Source organism: Rhodococcus sp. NPDC057135, assembly GCF_042670865.1.
Taxonomy (GTDB): Bacteria; Actinomycetota; Actinomycetes; order Mycobacteriales; family Mycobacteriaceae; genus Rhodococcus_F.
The window spans coordinates 93,283-109,941 of record NZ_JBHUUU010000001.1 but is presented as its reverse complement, the minus strand read 5'-3'; the positions used below and the strand labels follow the sequence as shown (position 1 = coordinate 109,941).

The window sequence follows — 16,659 nt, the reverse complement described above, 5'->3', positions numbered from 1 at the left end:
TGGTTCAACTCAGCGTAGGGACTCGCCGTTTCGGCGGTGTAACTCCGGAAACCGATTCGGTTACGGAGCTGGCTCTTCAGATCACCCTGCCTTTCAAATCACCCGGCTTTTCAAATCACCTTGCCGGGGTTCATGATTCCGTGCGGGTCGAGTGCGCCCTTGATCGCGTGATGCATCGCGACAACCGCCGGTGACAGTTCTTGCGCGAGGCCGCCCATCTTCAGCAGGCCGACTCCGTGTTCACCTGTGACGGTTCCACCCAGTTCGAGGGCGTTGTCGATGATCTCGGCAAAAGCGGCCTGAGCGCGTCGACGTGCCGCTTCGTCGTCGTGTGGCGTGATGAGCAGCGGATGTAGGTTGCCGTCACCCGCGTGCGCGATGTTCGCGATGTGCGTGTCGTGCCTGGCCGAGATGGCCTCGATGCGCGCCAACATTTCCGGGACCGCCGCCTTGGGAACACAGATGTCCTCGGTGAGCACCGGGCCGAGCCGCTCGAGGGCGGGGTACGCCAGACGCCGGGCAGAGAACAAGGCGTCGGCTTCCTCCTGGTCGGTGGACCTGGCACTCCAGGTGGCTCCGGAGCGGTTGAAACAGGCCAACATTCGCTCGGCTTCGGCGTCGCCGATCTCGCCGGGTGTGTCGATGCGGCCGAGCAGGACCACCTCGGCGTCGGCCGAGAGGCCCATGTTCTTCCAGGCGTCGACGGCAAGCAGGCACTGTCGGTCGATCAACTCGAGGGCGGACGGAGTGAGACCGTCGGCAGCTACAGCTTCGACAGCCTTGCCCGCAGCGACGATGGAGTCGAAGTACCCGACGATGGTGCGTTCGGGATCGCGCTGAGGACGAAGTTTGACGGTCACCTCGGTGATCACACCGAGAGTTCCTTCGGAGCCGACCATGAGCGCCGAGAGATCAAACCCGGCCACTCCCTTGGCAGTTCGACGCCCGAGCCGAACCAGCTCGCCGGTTCCGGTGACCACCTGCATGCCCAGCACGTAATCCTTGGTGACGCCGTACTTGACGCAGCACAGGCCGCCGGCATTGGTCGCGACGTTGCCGCCGATCGTCGACCACGGTGCGCTCGCCGGATCGGGCGGATACCAGAGGCCGTGCTCGGCGCACGCGTCGCGGAGGTGATCGTTGACCACTCCGGGTTCGACCACGGCCAAACGCTCGAGGGTGTTGATCTCCTTGATGGCATTCATCGCGTCGAAGGCGATCACGACGCCACCAGCGACCGCGTTGGCTCCGCCCGACAATCCGGTACCGGCGCCGCGCGTCACGACGGGCGCACCGTGGGCGATGCACGCTTGCACAACCGTCTGTACCTGCTCGGCTGTGCGCGGACGGACCACGGCGACCGGCATCTCGTACGGAGCCCACTCGGCGTCGTCGTGGATGTAGCTCGCCATGATGTCGGGGTCGGTGATCAGTCGATCCGCATCGATCTGCGAGCCGAGCGCCTCGAGGAGTGTCATGCCTCCACGATAGTGACGGCGACTACACCACCCCATGTAGATTTACTCCGAGAAACCGGAAACCGTATGGACATTCTCTCCATACTCATCGTTGGCCTGACAAGTTGGCCTGACAAGTTGGCCTGACAAGGGAGTGCGGATGCACGAGAACTGGCTACAGCTTCTCCTGGCCGAGGCATCCACCGAGGAACTGATCGAGCATCGCGATCAACTGGCCGCAGGCTCAGGCCCCGAGGCCGCCGCCGAGATCGAGCGAGAAGCCCGATCGGCACTTCAGCTACGAAGTCTCCTGGCTCAGCGCCGACAGCGCGCCACCGAACTGGGGGCGCTCAACGACATCGCGTCTCTGCTCACCACGATGCACGATCATCATGCCCTCCTGCAAGAGATCGTGGACCAGGCCAAACGACTACTCGGCGTAGACCTTTCGTACCTTGCTCTGATTCACGACGACATCTTGATCATCGAGGTCACGAGTGGGGCGTACACGTCCCAGCTACTCGGCCTCACGGTTCCCTTCCGCGAAGGTCTGATTGGTCGCGTAGTCGAGAACTCTTCTCCCGCTTGGTCTTCCGACTACCGTAACGATCCCTCGTTTGCACACATCGGGCCCGCCGACGACGCAGCGCGAGCCGAGAACATGCGCGGCCTGCTGGCCGTGCCACTGACATTGAACGGCAAGATCCTGGGTGCGCTGTGCGCCTGTAAGCGTCAGGAGCGTCGATTCGGCAATGAAGAAGTTGCGTTGCTGTCCGCACTCGCAGCCCATGCCTCGGTGGCCATCGAGAATGCCCGTTCTCTCGAACGCTATCGCGCGACGGTTGCGGAAGTGAACGCCGCGAACACCGAACTTGCCGAGCGCACAGCACTTCTCGAACAGACCCTGACCTGGGATCGCTCGCTCACTCAGGTTGTCCTGCGCGGCGGTGGAGTCCGTGAACTCGTGGAGGAAACCTCGGCGTCGACGGGTTCACCAGTGTTCTTCGTGACCGGAACATCCGAGATCCCGCCAGGGTTGCAACGGGTGAGCGAGAGCGTGCATCGGGTCTTCGACATACTTTCCGCAGACCGACGCGAGCAGGAAGTGACGCTCGTCGTCGGTGAGCAGTTCCTGTTCGCCACCGAAGTACGCAGTGCCGGTGACCAACTCGGAATTCTGTTCCTGCTCGCACGCCAGGAACCCACCGCCGCCATGAGGTTGGCACTCGAAAGGTCTGCTCCTGCCATTGCACTGGCACTGGTCGGCGAACGGGCAGCCCGGGAGGCCACCCGCCGAGCACGCGACGCATTTCTGGTCGATCTGATTACCAGGCCTGCGCCGACGCCGGCCGAAGTCACCGGGCAGTTCCGCCTGGCCGGGCTCAACCCCGACCGTTCGTACACCGTCGTGGTGGCCCGCCCGGCCGATGCCGTCGACCGGACGCGTCGTAGCATCGAGGAAATTGCATTCCCTTCGGGAACCGTTGTTGCCGAGCATGGTTCACGGGTAATTGCCCTGATTCCCGGAATGTCACCAACAGAAGTTGCGGCAGCGTGGGTGCAGCCGGCGGAGAACCCGACCGTCGGAATTGCCGATCCGGCCGTTGGAGCAGAAGGACTGGCTCGGGCCTATGTCGAGGCGCAGCACACCGTCGACGTCCTCGAGACGCTCGGACGGGCCTCACATGTCGAACCGGCAAGTTCACTCGGCATCTACCGAATTCTCCTCAGTCGCACCGGCCGCGACGAACTGGAAGCACTGACGCAGCGTGCTCTCGGCCCCCTCCTCGAGGAGGAGCAGCGACGCGGCGTTCCACTTCTGGACACCCTGGCGTCCTACCTCTCCCACAATTGCAAGCACTCCGCGACCGCCGCCGCGCTCGCGATTCACGCCAACACTCTGTACCAACGCCTCGAGTCGATCGACAGGTTGATCGGTACACAGTGGCGTCAGCCGGATCAGGCGCTCGATCTCGCGCTCCTGATCCGGCTGCGTGCCAGTGCGGGGAAGCTCGGTCAGATCTGAGCGGGCTTACTCGATCGCTTTGCCAGCGCCACAACAAGTATTGCGGCACAGAGCATCACGGCGCCCACCACCCACAGGCCTGCCTTGACATTTCCGGTCACATCGGTGAGCCAGCCGGTGATGTACGGAGCGCCGAAGCCCGACGCGTTGCCGATCGAGTTGATCATCGCGATACCGGCGGCCGCACTGGCGCCCGTCAGGAACGTGGTGGGCAGGTACCAGAAGACGGGGAGCGCACACAGCACGCCGACGGCGGTGAGCGAGACCGCAATCATGACAGTGAAGGGTGAATCCAGGTACAGCGCAATCGGAATGGACACCGCACCCAAGAGCGTCGGCGCTGCGACGTGCCACATTCGTTCACCGGTCTTGTCGGAATGGCGGCTCCACAGCACCATCGCGACGGCGCCGATCGCGTAGGGGACCGCCACGATCAGCCCGGTCTCGACGAGCGAGAAATCGGTGTTGAACGTCTGCTTGAATCCTGCGACGATGCTGGGCAGGAAGAAGCTCAAAGCGTAGAGGCCGTAGGTGATTCCGAAGTAGACCAGACCGAAACCGATGACACGGGGATCGCGCAAGGTCTTACCGGCCGACTGATGACCGGCGTCGCCGAGTTCTTTTTCCTCGTCCGCCATCGACTTCATCAGCCAGGTTCGTTCCTCGAGGGTCAACCACTTGGCGTCGGCGGGACGGTCGGTGAGGTAGAACCAGACGACAAACGCCAAGATCACGGCGGGCAGACCCTCGATCAGGTACATCACGCGCCATCCGGCCAGGCCGAACAGACCGTCGCCGTACTGGATGATGGCGGCCGAGAGTGGGGCGCCGAGCGCCGACGAGAGCGGAAGCGTCAGCAGGAACAGGCCCATCAGGCGTACGCGGTACTTCTTCGGGAACCAGAAGGTCAGGTAGAGAAGAACTCCGGGGAAGAAGCCGGCCTCGGCGATGCCAAGCAGGATGCGCAGGAAGTAGAGGCTGCCGACATTCGGCACGAATGCGAGCGCAGCGGCGAGGATGCCCCAGGTGAGCATGATGCGTGCGATCCACAGCCGGGCGCCGAAGCGGTGCAGGGCCAGGTTGCTCGGCACCTCGAACAGCAGGTAGCCGACAAAGAAGAGTCCGGAGGCGAGCCCGAACATCGTCTCGGTCATCCCGAGGTCGGCGCTCATGGTGAGCTTCGCAAAAGCGATGTTCGTACGATCCAGATAGTTCACGAAATAGAGCAGGATCAGGAAGGGGATCAGCCGTCGCGCTACCTTCTTCACCACGCGAGATTCGATCTCGCTCGGCGCAACCCCACCGTCAGTGGTGGTGCTATCGGTGGAGGTCATGGCAGGGGTACTCCTCGGAAAAGGTCAGCGGTGCTATCTACGAAGTGACTCAAGCCACAGTAGAAGGACCACCGAGCTCAACCTATGTGGACAATCTCTACAGAAGCCGTCCTCGCATGTGCGTTTACTCCCAACGATCCGGAGGACGACCAGCAGCAGCCTGACGAACGCCCCTGAAACAGTCGAAGACGACAAACCCGTCTGAGCTGGGGGTTTAGAGCTACGAGCACCGAGTCAGTGGTTAGTGTTGTCGCCGAAATAGCCAGAACAAGTGCGGACGCACCGCGTGACTTGAAGGACAGAACATGACGAAGATGGTTCGGACCACGATGACCCGCCGGTCCTCCACCGCTTTCGCTGCCACCATCGCGGCGGTCGCTCTATTCGCCTCCGCCTGCGGCAGCGACTCCGACAAGACTGGCTCGGACAAAACCGCTGCCGGCGCTTCCTCCGCTACGTCCTCGGTCACCGTCGGCGGGAAGGCGCTTGACGCCACGTTCGAGACGAAATGTGCAAAGGACGGCGACACGACAGTTATGACACTGCTCGACGCGGAAAATGCCACCTACGGCAGGTTGACCGTCTCTGCCATCGTCGATGAATCCGGCGCGGTTCAGACTGCTGGAATCGCCGGAAGCGAGGGTGGATCGAACGGTCTGCCGTACACCGCCGGATTTGCACCGGGCCTGCCCGGTGGGTCTGCCAGTGCCAAGCAGGACGGCAATACCTTCGTGGTGACGGGCGAGGGAATCGGCGCCCGGGACAGGAGCAACCCGACCGCGACTTCCAGCTTCGAGATCACCTTCGCCTGCAAGTCCGTCATCGGCGGCTGAGCTGTAGAAGCAGAGGAATCGTGCACCTCTAGTCAGGTGCACGATTCTCGCTAACTGATCCCCAACTGTTCGCGCAGTTGGACGACGCGCAGCACTATGACTCCCAACGTCACCACGGTGACGGCGCCAAAAGCGATCCAGCCGATACGTACGGCCTTCACGCGGTTCTCACCGGCACCCAACCACTGCGGGGCGTACAGGAAGGCAGCGGCTGTTGCGGCACCTGCCACCAGACCTCCCGCGTGGCCCCAGAACGAGATCCCGGGCAGCGAAATGCTGATGATCACATTGATCGCGATCACCGAGATGATCGGGACCGGGCTTCGACGCAAACGCAGCAGAAGGACGGCCTGAGCCCCCATGATGCCGAAGATCGCGCCCGACGCTCCGGCAGTCCAGGACAGGGCCGTGAGCGAAGAGAACACCGGCTGAAACGCCATCACCGAGGCTGAACCGCCGAGAAGCGAAACCAGGTAGATGCCGATGTACCGCGAGCGGCCCATCACGATTTCGGTGTCGCGCCCCAGAATGTAGAGGGCGTACATGTTGACCGCGAGGTGCAGGATTCCGAAGTGCAGGAACCCGGAGCCGATGAGCCGGAACCAGTCACCGCTGGCAACCAGACCGGGATTGAGTGCCCAGTTCGCGAAGATCGACGATCCGACCTGGTTGTTCATGATGCTTCGCGACTGCGCGAAGGTCGCGAGGAACGCCAGGACGTTGAGCCCCATCAAGGTGTACGTCACGACCGGGACCGCACGGGTGGGGCTCACGGTGTTTCCGGCGACGCCCCGAACGGGACGGACATCACGCTGACCGGCAGCTACACAGTCAACACATTGGTATCCCACCGCCGCCTCGCGGAGACAGTCCGGGCACGCCGGACGTCCACAACGATTACAGGAAAGTGCGGTAGGTCGATCTGGATGGCGGACGCACCGCGGTTGGGGCGGGATGCCCTCACTCGCACCGCCGCCCCAACCGGGGTTCGTCATCTGCTTGTTTTACCTGTTCAGGAGATGGTGATGCTGTTGATCACGACGGGCTCGACCGGACGATCGCCACGATCGACCGAGGTGGAGGAGATGGCGTCGACAACCTTCTTGGAATCGTCGTCGAGAACCTCACCGAAGATGGTGTGGCGACGGTTCAGGTGCGGCGTCGGGCCGGTGGTGATGAAGAACTGCGAGCCGTTGGTTCCCGGGCCTGCGTTGGCCATGGCCAGCAGGTAGGAGCGGTCGAACTGCAGTTCCGGGTGGAACTCGTCACCGAACTTGTAGCCCGGGCCGCCGGTGCCGGTGCCGGTGGGGTCGCCACCCTGGATCATGAAGCCGTCGATGACGCGGTGGAAGATGGCACCGTCGTAGAACGGGCCGGTCTTGGTACCGGCGGCGTTTGCGGTGGTGTACTCCTTCGAGCCGTCGGCGAGGCCGACGAAGTTCTCGACGGTCTTCGGCGCATGGTTGCCGAACAGAGCGATCTTGATGTCGCCGCGGTTCGTGTGCAGCGTTGCGGTTGCGGTCTGATGAGTTGAAGTCACACCACCATCGTGCCATTGCCGACGTTCTCGCGGATGTCGCCCCGTAAAACTCTCCCTGTCCTCGCCCCACTGTTATGGCACAGTGAAGTCATGACACGAGTGACCGAGTCCCTCAGCACGCAGTTGCCCGACACCTTCGATCACGCGCGCGCCCGCGTCGAGGACACCTTCGACGAGACCGCCGCCTACCTCGAAGAGACAGCGGCTCGTATCAAGGAGTCCGAGGCAGCCGACAACGCGCGCCGTATCGCCGCGGTGGTCGCGACGTCGGTCGCTCGCGGCGCCGGACAGGTCGGGTTGTTCCTTGGCCGTCAGGGCAAAGTCCTCGCCAAGAAGGGCGTCGAGCGCGCCAAGGCTATCCCGGCAAAGTCCGCGGAACGCGCCGAGAAGCCTCGCGGCCGCAAGCGCGTCACCGTGTTCGTCATCGCCGGTGTTGCGGTGATCGGTGGCGCGGTGTTCTTCAAGAGCCGCCGACGCGAACATCCGCCGGTCGCTTCCGCACCCCCGCGCCTCGAGGAGAACTCGGCCGAGAAGACCGCGTAGTCGACATACAAGAGCCCCGGAACACACTGTGTTCCGGGGCTTTTCGATGCCTGGCCGTCAGCAGTTGGACGGCGCCGGGACGTTGTTGAAGCGATCGATCATGTACCCGACGGATTCGGGGGTACCCACCAGATACGGCGTCGCGTGATTGATTGCCAGTCCCGGAATGATCGGGGGCAGTTCGTTGACGGAGAACTGCACCGTCGCGCCCTTGCCGCACCAGTCTTGCGCCAGTTGCTGTCCCTGACCGAACGGAACGATGTCATCGGAGCGGCCGTGCTGGATCAGCACGGGCGACTCCGGCGTCAGCTTGCCGATCTTCTGTTCGTCGAGGATCGCCTGCGCCATGGGTAGGCGGGCCAGAACTGCGGAGAGCGATTCACCGGAATTGGTGAAGCTCGACGACTGCTGGAAGCCGAACTGCAGACCACTTTCCGCGACGCACTGGTTCTTCGTGGCGGCCAACATCTGTCGGCCACGATCGTTGATCTCGGCGTCGAGCAACGGCTGGACCTCGGGGTACTGCGCGACGATTCCGTTGAGCGCGTAGCCGATCACTCCGGTGAGGAACGTGCCGTCGACCTGCTGCAGCGTCGCCGCCAGATCAGCGGGCGGTGCGCCTGCGTACGTGCCCTTGAGATCAAGTTCGGGAGCGTACGACGGCTTCAATTCCGTTGCGGCAGCGGCAGCTCCACCACCTTGCGAGTAACCCCACAGTCCGACGGGGCCGTCGGCGGGAATGCTCGTGTTCGGGAGTTGCTGAGCGGCGCGCACCGAGTCCAGAACGGCATGCGCTTCGGCTTCACGGTTGACGTAGGTGTGATCGCCCGGAGTTCCGAGACCCTCGTAGTCGGTGACAACGACGGCAATGCCGTTGAGCAGCAACGTGTTCACCCAGATGGACTCGTAGCCGACCATGACGTCCGTCGGGAACTGATACTCGATACCGGTGTTGAACAGCTTGGACGGTGCGCACTGATCGCCCTGTCCATGCGTTCCCACCGCTGCGGCAACCAGTGGACGCGCCCCCTGCCCGGTCCACGGATTCGACGGTTCGAGATAGGTGCCCGTCACGGCAACGGGGGCGCCTTTGGCGTCCTCGCTTCGGTACATGATCTTGGTGGCAATCGCCGGCCATGCACCGTTCGATCCGGGCACGCTCAGCAGCAGTGGTGACGGCTCGCTCTTGATGAGATCTCCGTTGGCACCTGCCGGAAGCTCGGACGGCGGTGTGTAGAAATCCGCCGGCTCAGCCATTGCGGCAGGGGCCGTCACAGCACCCATGACCAGTGCTGCGACGGAGACCCCGGCCACCCACCATGCTCTGCTCTTCACGTTTCGATCTCCCCACGTTCGCCTGCGCTGTGGCTTGGCACACAGCGAACGCAGAGTAACACATACCTCACGTAACACTTTTTCGTGAGGTTTTTGCCTTAACAGGCTGTATTACAACCCTTTACAACTACTTCGTGGGCTCCAGATTCGATGTCAGTAGCGAACGAAGCTTGTCGGTATCGGCCGAGGTCCAGGCCTCGGGATGCAGGATCTTGGCCCACATGTCTGCCGCATCCTCGCCGTAGTTGTGACCGTGCCCCGACGGGACGTCAGCCGAGAACACCATGTCGAGGGTGACCTGCCAGAACGTCACGAGCGGCACCCACGTCATTCCCGGATCCACGTCTCGACCCAACGGTTCCTTGAGCCAATCCGGCTTGTTGAGCAGCAGGTCGAAGGACCACCACGTGATCGGGTCGCTGGCGTGCTGCCAGTACACGATGCGGTCGTCGTCCCAATCCGACTTCAGCTCCAGATCCTCCGGATCACCGGCAAACCGAATGGCGCGTCCACCGTCGATCACCGGCAGAATTTCCTTCGAACCCGAGTCACGACTGTCCGTGATTTCCTGCCACTGAGCAGTGAAGTTGGGGGTTCCGACCCACAGTGCGCCGTCGACACGCGTCATCATGTCCTGAGCGCCGGCAAATGCGGCCTGGCCACCGTAGGAGCCGAGGCTCTCACCGAAGACAACCAACTCGGGGCGCGTCTCCACAGGCAGGTCGATCCACTTGGCGTACACCGCGTTGAACAGCGCGCGCCCGGCGATCATCGGCGTCTCGCGGTCGGCGATGAAGGCCAACGGGCTCGGAAGGAACGAGTACTGCATCGACGCGATCGCCGTGTCGCCGCCCTCGACGTACTCGAACGCCGACGCGACGTCCTCGTTCACCCAACCGCGGCCGGTGGTCGTCACGACCGCGAGGGTTCCGCGGTCGAATCCACCGGTGCGCTCCAACTCGTCGACGACGCGCTGTGCCACCCCGTTGATCGAGTCCGAGGATTCCCGTCCGGCGTACACGCGGATCGGTTGCTTCGCTTCACGTCCGGTCAACGCAGAGATCTCGGCTGCGGTGGGACCGCTGCCCATGAAGGTTCGCCCCTCCTGGCCGAGAGAATCCCAAGCCTCGGCGGACATCGGTGAACCACTGCGCTCGGCGATCAATGGTTGTTCGATGCCGTCAGGAGTTTCGTGATCGGCGCCGGAGAAACTCCAGTTCGCGAATGCAATGAGCCCGTTGTACAGCGCACCGTTCACGATGAAGATGCTGAGAGCGAAGATGACGATCAAGCTGCCGACCTTCGCCGCTTCGAGGGGAACGAACCGAAGCGCGACTGCGGTGAGCTTGTTGGTGGTGAACCGAAGACCACGACCAGCCTCGAGCAGGATGAACCAGATTCCGAGCGAAATCATCAGCACCAGAAGGTAATTCGCCTGATTGGTGCGTGGAGCTTCCACGAGATCGCGAACGATCTGCTGCCACCACGAACCGAGGACCAAGAACGTCGGAACCAGAATGACGGCCGCCACCAGCAGGATTCGCCAGCCGATCTTCTTGGTGCGATCGGACCATTGCGGTTCGACGCCGCACTTGCGGATCATCCAGGCAACCGTGACGCCGACGCCGTATCCCATCGCGAGCGAGATGCCCGTCGCAACGCCCTGGAGGTACCACGCGCGCGGCAACAGGGACGGACTCATCGACCAGGTGAAGAAGACCAGAGCAAAGGCAAGCCCGACCGGGTGCAGCGTCTTGCAATAGAGGCGCAGCCGTTCCCACACACGTTTCATGCCGGAATCGTATGCGCCCCGTGCCCGAATCAGGTCACGAGGCGCACACGCGTCCAGTCTGTTTACGGAGCGAAGCGCAAAATCGCGGCAACTGCGCCGCCGCCCGGAATGTCCTCCGCGCGAACAGCGAGCACCCGAGCGCCCGTCAAGAGTGAACGACGAGCGATCTCGTCGACGACACCGTAGGTGCTTCCGTTGGTCGACTCACCGGTCGTGAGAGCGCCCGTCTGGGGATCGAGACTTCCGGGTACGACGGAATCGATGTCGATGAAAACGGTGTCGACCTGTCCGTACGTCGCGGCTGTTGCCACGTCGGCGACGTCCGTCTGAGTGCGTCCCTGTTCCGTGCGCACATTGAAGGTGTCCCGCACCGCCGCCAGCTGCTCGGCGTGGAAGTCGTCGAGCGCCGGACGCGAACCGTCCGCCACTTCCTGCGTCGACAAGGCTTCCGGGTTTCCCTCGACGGTTTTGTCGACCAGGTGGCGGTACGAATTCACGGAGCGATACACCGACGCGATGGGTTCGGCAGCGGCCAGGATCAAGGGGACGTCACGGCCGGCGAGCACACCGCGGACCTCGTGATCGACTGCGCGGGCGTACTGATTGACGCGCAACTTTCGGCTGTCCGACCCCGACAACCGACCCGCTTCGGTACGGCTGTTGATCGACGACTTGCCCGCGTGATCCGCAGCGTTCTTCGGCATTCCCTGAACACGGACCTCGTCGGCGGGCTGATCGGCGGCGATCTCGATCAATCGCACCGAACCCTCTGCCAGGGCGAGAACAAACGCCGTCTGGGGGAACGTCACCGAACGGAGCAGTGGCTTGAGGTGGAACCGATCGCTGACCGTTTCGAGCGCCTGCAGACGGTTGGGGAGGCGGAAGGTCACCAGACGCTCCGGCGTCGCGTACGTGACCAATGAGCGCGACTGGAAGCGCCAGAAATCGTCGTCGTCGTCGAGCTCTGCGTATTCGGCCTCGAACTGCTTGCGCTCGGCGGGATCCTCCACCGACGCGAGTGCCGAGCGGACCTGGTCCTTGAAGGCTATGCGCGCTTTGTCGTAATCCTGCGGTGCATCTTCAGTCGGAGTAACGATGGTGATGCAGGTGGGCCCCTCCACCTCCGCGAGTGCGGCAATTTCACCGTGGCTGGGAATGTCGTTGTGAAGCACTACGAACCTCCTGAAATCGGGTTCTCCCCACGGTACGCCCAGCTGGTTATGACCACTAGACTTTCCGGAGAATTCGGGACGAACGGTCCATAGTGGGCGCGGTTCTGGCCACCCCACTCCGAGCGAACGGCATGTTCATCGCCTCCAGTGCGCCGAAAGTGCCGTTCGCTCAAAAACGGGGGCACACAAGTCGGGCAAGTCGGGCATGACTGGGGCAGACAAGGCAGACGCCGGGTACATCGGCATACAAAAACACCCTCCCGGATCCCGGGAGGGTGTTTTCGTACTGTGGAGCCTAGGAGATTCGAACTCCTGACATCTGCCTTGCAAAGGCAGCGCTCTACCAACTGAGCTAAGGCCCCGTTCGGTTTTCTGACCGGAGTCAGAGTACCTAGGTTCTATCCTGTTTCCAAATCGTGCCAAACCTTGTCTCCGCGCTGACTTTTGATCAGCTTGGTGACCCCGAGAGCTACCAGAATTCCGGCCCCGACAAGCAGGAAAACCTTCATTCCAGCAACCCTTCTTCGGCACATGGGAGTGGGCCTAGGAGGACTTGAACCTCCGACCTCTTCATTATCAGTAAAGCGCTCTAACCACCTGAGCTATAGGCCCCTGAACCGATTCCAAAGATTACCCCACCGGGCCGCTGACACCAAAACGGGCCCGGCGGAGCAATGTTTTCGCAGGTCAGTCGCGGTCGGCGAGAGTTACCTCTACGCCGCCAACCAGGTCGCTGCAGAGGTTGTAGATGAACGATCCGATCGTGACGAGTGCCGTGAAAAGCACCATGTTCGCGATACCGATCAGCGCCGCGTAGCCGAACACCTGGCCCGCCGTCACCAGACCGTCGGAGCCGCCGTCGGCAACGATGTCGGTGAACGCGTTGTTCAGGCGATCCCAGACGCCCATTCCGTCGAGAACGACGTAGAGCAGCCCGACGGCCACCATCCACACGAAGAACAGCGACACCGAGATCACGGACGTGATCTTGAGCGTGGACCACGGGTCGATACGACGGATCTGCACCGTTGCGCGCAGCGGCGCACCGTCGACGACCGAAGCCGATACGGCGTGAGTTTTCTCACCCTTCACCGCAGCAGGCAACGGATGCTTGGCCTCGGAGAGGTCAGGCATGTCCTTCGGCAGATCCTTGCGATCGATGTGCCGAGTGGGCCCGTCGATCGCAGCAGCTTTTGCTTTCGGATTTGCGACCGTGGGATTGGCGACTGTGGCATTTGCAGCCTTGGGGTTTGCGCCCGAGGGTTTAACAGCCTTGGCTGCTGCCGCGCCGGCGACGCCACCGGTAGCTGCGGCCGCCGCGGTTCCCGTCACGACGGGACGCGCCGAAGGGTTGCCGGCAGGGCGACCTGCCTGTGCACCGACGGCAGGACGACCCGCTTGGGGCTGTCCCTTCGGCGCACCACCCTGCGCGGGGTTTTTGGCCGGGCCACCCTGCGCCGGGCCGGCCGCTGCAGGACGCTGCGGACCGGCAGGCGGCTTACCCCCGGCAGGACCTGCCGGTCGACCCGCCGGAGCACCAGCGCCGGCTGGGCGCGTGATGTTGGTCTGCGGCTGACTTTGCGGAGCCTGATTCTGCGGTGCCTGAGCCTTCGACGCCGGACTCTGAGCGGCCGGACTCTGGGCAGCCGGATTTTGAGCTGGCTGCCCCTGCGGCTGACCTGACGGCTGGGGTCCGCGCTGCCACGGCGGTGCCTGGCTGCCACGAGCCTGATTGGCAACCGGTTGCGGCGGAGCCTGACCGTCACCCTTCGCCGGAGTTACCGGCGCAGCCGGAGCCACAGAAGGAGCGGAAGGAGCCTGACCCTTGGCCGCACCCGCAGCGTCGGAAGCCCCACCCGCCGGCTTCTGAGCCGACGGGCCGCGAGGCGGCTCAGGTGCCTTGGGCGCCGGAGCCGCCTCGGAAGCTTTGGGTCCGCCGTCCGCTGGAGCTGCAGGTTTCGAGGTCTGCGGCCCCGCCGGAGCAGTTGCCTGCTCCGGCTTCGGTGGCGTCGAACCTGAAGGGCTTCCGCTCTTCTGGTCACTGCCCGGCTGGTTGGGAGTGCTCACTAGGACTCCTTAGCTCCATCGGCATTGTCTGCGTTGTCGGTGGTCTCTGCAGCGAGCTCTTCGGGCTCGTCGGCGTTGCGCGCAATCGCGAGCAGTGTGTCGCCTTCGCCGAGGTTCATCAGACGCACGCCCTTGGTCTGGCGTCCTGCCTTACGAACCTGCTTGGCCGCCGTCCTGATGACGCCGCCGCCCGAGGTGATCGCGTACAGCTCGTCGTCGTCGTCGACGATGAGCGCACCGACCAGAGTGCCACGTTTCTTGTCGTACTGAATCGTGAGCACGCCCTTGCCGCCGCGACCCTGCACCGGGTAGTCCTCCATGCCGGTTCGCTTGGAGTAACCGCCCGAGGTGGCGACCAGGAGGAATGTGCCTTCACGAACGACGTTGAGCGAGAGCAGCTCGTCGTCACCGTTGAAGCGCATGCCCTGGACGCCGGACGTTGCGCGGCCCATCGGACGCAGTGCCTCGTCGGTGGCCGAGAAGCGGATCGACTGGCCCTGTGCCGAGACGAGAAGCAGGTCGTCGTCGGCGGAGCAGAGAACAGCGCCGACCAGTTCGTCTTCACCACGCAGGTTGATGGCGACGATGCCACCGCTGCGGTTGGAGTCGAAGTCGGTGAGCTTGGACTTCTTGACCAGACCGTTGCGAGTGGCGAGCACCAGGTAGGGCGCGTCTTCGTACGTCTTGATCTGGATGACGGACTGGATGCGCTCGTCCGGCTGGAAGGCCAGCAGGTTGGCCACGTGCTGACCGCGAGCGGTACGGCTCGCCTCGGGCAGTTCGTAAGCCTTGGCGCGGTAGACGCGGCCCTTCGTGGTGAAGAACAGCAGCCAGTCGTGCGTCGAGGTGACGAAGAAGTGCGAGACGATGTCGTCCTGCTTGAGGCCGGCGCCCTGAACACCCTTGCCGCCGCGCTTCTGCGAGCGGTAGAGGTCGGTCTTGGTGCGCTTGGCGTAGCCGGTCTCGGTGATCGTGACGACGACGTCTTCGCGGGCGATCAGATCCTCGTCGTTGACGTCTCCGTCAGCGGCGATGATGCGGGTACGACGGTCGTCGCCGTACTTGTCGACGATTTCCTTGAGCTCGTCACGAACGATCGCGCGCTGACGCTCCGGGCGAGCCAGAATGTCTTCGAGGTCCGCGATTTCGAGTTCGATCTCGGCCAACTCGTCGACGATCTTCTGACGCTCGAGGGCGGCGAGACGACGCAGCTGCATGCCGAGGATCGCGTCGGCCTGGATCTCGTCGACGTCGAGGAGTTCCATCAATCCGGCGCGAGCTATGTCGACGGTCTGCGACGCACGGATCAAGGCGATGACCTCGTCCAGAGCGTCGAGCGCCTTGACCAGACCGCGCAGGATGTGGGCGCGCTCTTGTGCCTTGCGAAGCAGGTACCTGGTACGACGAACGATGACCTCGAGCTGATGCGTCGTGTAGAGACGGATCATCTGGTCGAGGCGCAGCGTGCGCGGCACTCCGTCGACGATGGAGAGCATGTTGCAGCCGAAGCTGGTCTGCAGCTGGGTGTGCTTGTACAGATTGTTCAGCACGACCTTGGCAACAGCGTCACGCTTGACGGTGACGACGATGCGCATGCCGACGCGGTCCGAGGACTCGTCGTGGATGTCGGAGATGCCACCGATCTTGGCGTCACGAACCTGCTCCGCGATGGAGGTGATCAGGTTGTCCGGGTTGACCTGGTAGGGCAGCTCGGTGATGACGATCGTGGTGCGGCCCTTGGCATCTTCTTCGATCTCGACGACGCCGCGCATACGGACGGATCCACGACCGGTGGTGTAGGCGTCCTGGATGCCCTGTCCACCGACGATGAGACCGTGCGTCGGGAAGTCGGGTCCCTTGATGCGCTCCATGACGGCCGCGAGGGTGGCTTCCTCGTCCGCCTCGAAGTTCTCGAGCGCCCAGTAGATGGCGTCGGCAACTTCACGCAGGTTGTGCGGCGGAATATTGGTGGCCATACCGACGGCGATGCCGTTGGAACCGTTGATCAGAAGGTTCGGGATACGGCTGGGCAGAACCGTCGGTTCCTGCGTCTTGCCGTCGTAGTTCGGGGTGAAATCGACTGTCTCGTGGTCGATTTCGCGCAGCATTTCCATCGCGAGCGGCGTGAGCCTGCACTCGGTGTAACGCATGGCGGCTGCGCCGTCGTTGCCGCGGGAGCCGAAGTTTCCCTGACCGTCGACGAGCGGGTAACGCAGCGACCACGGCTGGGCCATACGGACCAACGTGTCGTAGATCGAGGAGTCGCCGTGGGGGTGGTAGTTACCCATGGTCTCGGCGACCGGTCGGGCAGACTTCACGTATCCGCGGTCGGGGCGATATCCGTTGTCGTACATCGCGTAGAGCACGCGGCGGTGCACCGGCTTGAGTCCGTCGCGGACATCCGGCAGAGCGCGACCGACGATGACGCTCATGGCGTAGTCGATGTAGCTGTTCTGCATTTCCTGCTGGATGTCGACCGGTTCGATCCGGTCGTGTTGCGGACCGTCCGGTGGCAACGTGGTGTCGGTCATGAGCTCACTTTCTTAAGAAGAACGAAGGG

At 63.3% G+C, this 16,659-nt stretch carries 12 protein-coding genes and 2 tRNA genes; 3 read left to right on the top strand and 11 right to left on the bottom strand.

Annotated features, from left to right (window positions below; translation table 11 throughout):
* Nucleotides 1–110: 110 nt before the first annotated feature.
* Nucleotides 111–1,478, bottom strand: a complete 1,368-nt coding sequence (locus ACFT1A_RS00480) for an FAD-binding oxidoreductase (protein WP_024487653.1) — start codon at nucleotides 1,476–1,478, stop codon at nucleotides 111–113.
* A gap of 139 nt (nucleotides 1,479–1,617) precedes the next feature.
* On the opposite strand from ACFT1A_RS00480, the gene ACFT1A_RS00475 reads away from it, so the two are divergent.
* Nucleotides 1,618–3,483: a helix-turn-helix domain-containing protein gene (locus ACFT1A_RS00475; protein ID WP_378445295.1), complete on the top strand. Its 1,866-nt coding sequence runs from the start codon at nucleotides 1,618–1,620 to the stop codon at nucleotides 3,481–3,483.
* Here the strand turns inward: ACFT1A_RS00475 and ACFT1A_RS00470 are convergent.
* On the bottom strand, nucleotides 3,474–4,817 hold the full coding sequence (locus tag ACFT1A_RS00470; RefSeq protein WP_378445293.1) for an MFS transporter: 1,344 nt from the start codon (nucleotides 4,815–4,817) through the stop codon (nucleotides 3,474–3,476). The two genes, ACFT1A_RS00475 and ACFT1A_RS00470, sit on opposite strands and share 10 nt — an antisense overlap.
* A 305-nt stretch (nucleotides 4,818–5,122) precedes the next feature.
* Here ACFT1A_RS00470 and ACFT1A_RS00465 point away from each other — a divergent pair, with 305 nt between their 5' ends.
* Nucleotides 5,123–5,650 (top strand): lipoprotein LpqH, encoded by a 528-nt coding sequence (locus tag ACFT1A_RS00465; RefSeq protein WP_378445291.1) that lies wholly within the window; start codon nucleotides 5,123–5,125, stop codon nucleotides 5,648–5,650.
* Between the two features lie 50 nt (nucleotides 5,651–5,700).
* Here ACFT1A_RS00465 and ACFT1A_RS00460 read toward each other — a convergent pair whose 3' ends face one another.
* Both ACFT1A_RS00460 and ACFT1A_RS00455 read right to left on the bottom strand, forming a co-directional pair.
* Nucleotides 5,701–6,645: a rhomboid family intramembrane serine protease gene (locus ACFT1A_RS00460; RefSeq protein ID WP_065351693.1), complete on the bottom strand. Its 945-nt coding sequence runs from the start codon at nucleotides 6,643–6,645 to the stop codon at nucleotides 5,701–5,703.
* Between the two features lie 17 nt (nucleotides 6,646–6,662).
* The gene (locus ACFT1A_RS00455) at nucleotides 6,663–7,190 is read right to left on the bottom strand and encodes a peptidylprolyl isomerase (RefSeq protein WP_283305660.1); all 528 of its coding nucleotides are present in this window, start codon (nucleotides 7,188–7,190) and stop codon (nucleotides 6,663–6,665) included.
* A gap of 90 nt (nucleotides 7,191–7,280) precedes the next feature.
* On the opposite strand from ACFT1A_RS00455, the gene ACFT1A_RS00450 reads away from it, so the two are divergent.
* A complete protein-coding gene (locus tag ACFT1A_RS00450; protein ID WP_283305659.1) occupies nucleotides 7,281–7,733 on the top strand; it encodes a hypothetical protein in 453 nt (150 codons plus the stop codon).
* A 57-nt stretch (nucleotides 7,734–7,790) separates the two neighbouring features.
* On the opposite strand, the gene ACFT1A_RS00445 is transcribed toward ACFT1A_RS00450, so the two are convergent.
* From ACFT1A_RS00445 to gyrA, 7 genes are all read right to left on the bottom strand, one after another.
* The gene (locus ACFT1A_RS00445; protein ID WP_378445287.1) at nucleotides 7,791–9,068 is read right to left on the bottom strand and encodes a lipase family protein; all 1,278 of its coding nucleotides are present in this window, start codon (nucleotides 9,066–9,068) and stop codon (nucleotides 7,791–7,793) included.
* A 127-nt stretch (nucleotides 9,069–9,195) separates the two neighbouring features.
* Entirely contained in the window at nucleotides 9,196–10,860 is a 1,665-nt protein-coding gene (locus ACFT1A_RS00440; RefSeq protein ID WP_378445285.1) for an alpha/beta hydrolase, read from the bottom strand.
* A 62-nt stretch (nucleotides 10,861–10,922) separates the two neighbouring features.
* Nucleotides 10,923–12,032 (bottom strand): hypothetical protein, encoded by a 1,110-nt coding sequence (locus ACFT1A_RS00435; RefSeq protein WP_378445283.1) that lies wholly within the window; start codon nucleotides 12,030–12,032, stop codon nucleotides 10,923–10,925.
* A gap of 289 nt (nucleotides 12,033–12,321) precedes the next feature.
* Nucleotides 12,322–12,394, bottom strand: a tRNA-Ala gene (locus tag ACFT1A_RS00430).
* Nucleotides 12,395–12,570: 176 nt separating this feature from the next.
* Nucleotides 12,571–12,644: transfer RNA gene (locus ACFT1A_RS00425), tRNA-Ile, on the bottom strand.
* Nucleotides 12,645–12,719: 75 nt separating this feature from the next.
* The gene (locus ACFT1A_RS00420; protein ID WP_378445281.1) at nucleotides 12,720–14,099 is read right to left on the bottom strand and encodes a DUF3566 domain-containing protein; all 1,380 of its coding nucleotides are present in this window, start codon (nucleotides 14,097–14,099) and stop codon (nucleotides 12,720–12,722) included.
* The gene (gyrA, locus tag ACFT1A_RS00415) at nucleotides 14,099–16,630 is read right to left on the bottom strand and encodes a DNA gyrase subunit A (RefSeq protein ID WP_378445279.1); all 2,532 of its coding nucleotides are present in this window, start codon (nucleotides 16,628–16,630) and stop codon (nucleotides 14,099–14,101) included. The genes ACFT1A_RS00420 and gyrA overlap by 1 nt, the downstream gene beginning before the upstream one ends.
* Nucleotides 16,631–16,659: the final 29 nt, after the last annotated feature.

Bases quoted from the DNA above. Each gene is read 5' to 3' on its own strand.
- ACFT1A_RS00480 (WP_024487653.1), bottom strand. From the start codon at position 1,478: ATGACACTCCTCGAGGCGCTCGGCTCGCAGATCGATGCGGATCGACTG.
- ACFT1A_RS00475 (WP_378445295.1), top strand. From the start codon at position 1,618: ATGCACGAGAACTGGCTACAGCTTCTCCTGGCCGAGGCATCCACCGAG.
- ACFT1A_RS00470 (WP_378445293.1), bottom strand. From the start codon at position 4,817: ATGACCTCCACCGATAGCACCACCACTGACGGTGGGGTTGCGCCGAGC.
- ACFT1A_RS00465 (WP_378445291.1), top strand. From the start codon at position 5,123: ATGACGAAGATGGTTCGGACCACGATGACCCGCCGGTCCTCCACCGCT.
- ACFT1A_RS00460 (WP_065351693.1), bottom strand. From the start codon at position 6,645: ATGACGAACCCCGGTTGGGGCGGCGGTGCGAGTGAGGGCATCCCGCCC.
- ACFT1A_RS00450 (WP_283305659.1), top strand. From the start codon at position 7,281: ATGACACGAGTGACCGAGTCCCTCAGCACGCAGTTGCCCGACACCTTC.
- ACFT1A_RS00440 (WP_378445285.1), bottom strand. From the start codon at position 10,860: ATGAAACGTGTGTGGGAACGGCTGCGCCTCTATTGCAAGACGCTGCAC.
- gyrA (WP_378445279.1), bottom strand. From the start codon at position 16,630: ATGACCGACACCACGTTGCCACCGGACGGTCCGCAACACGACCGGATC.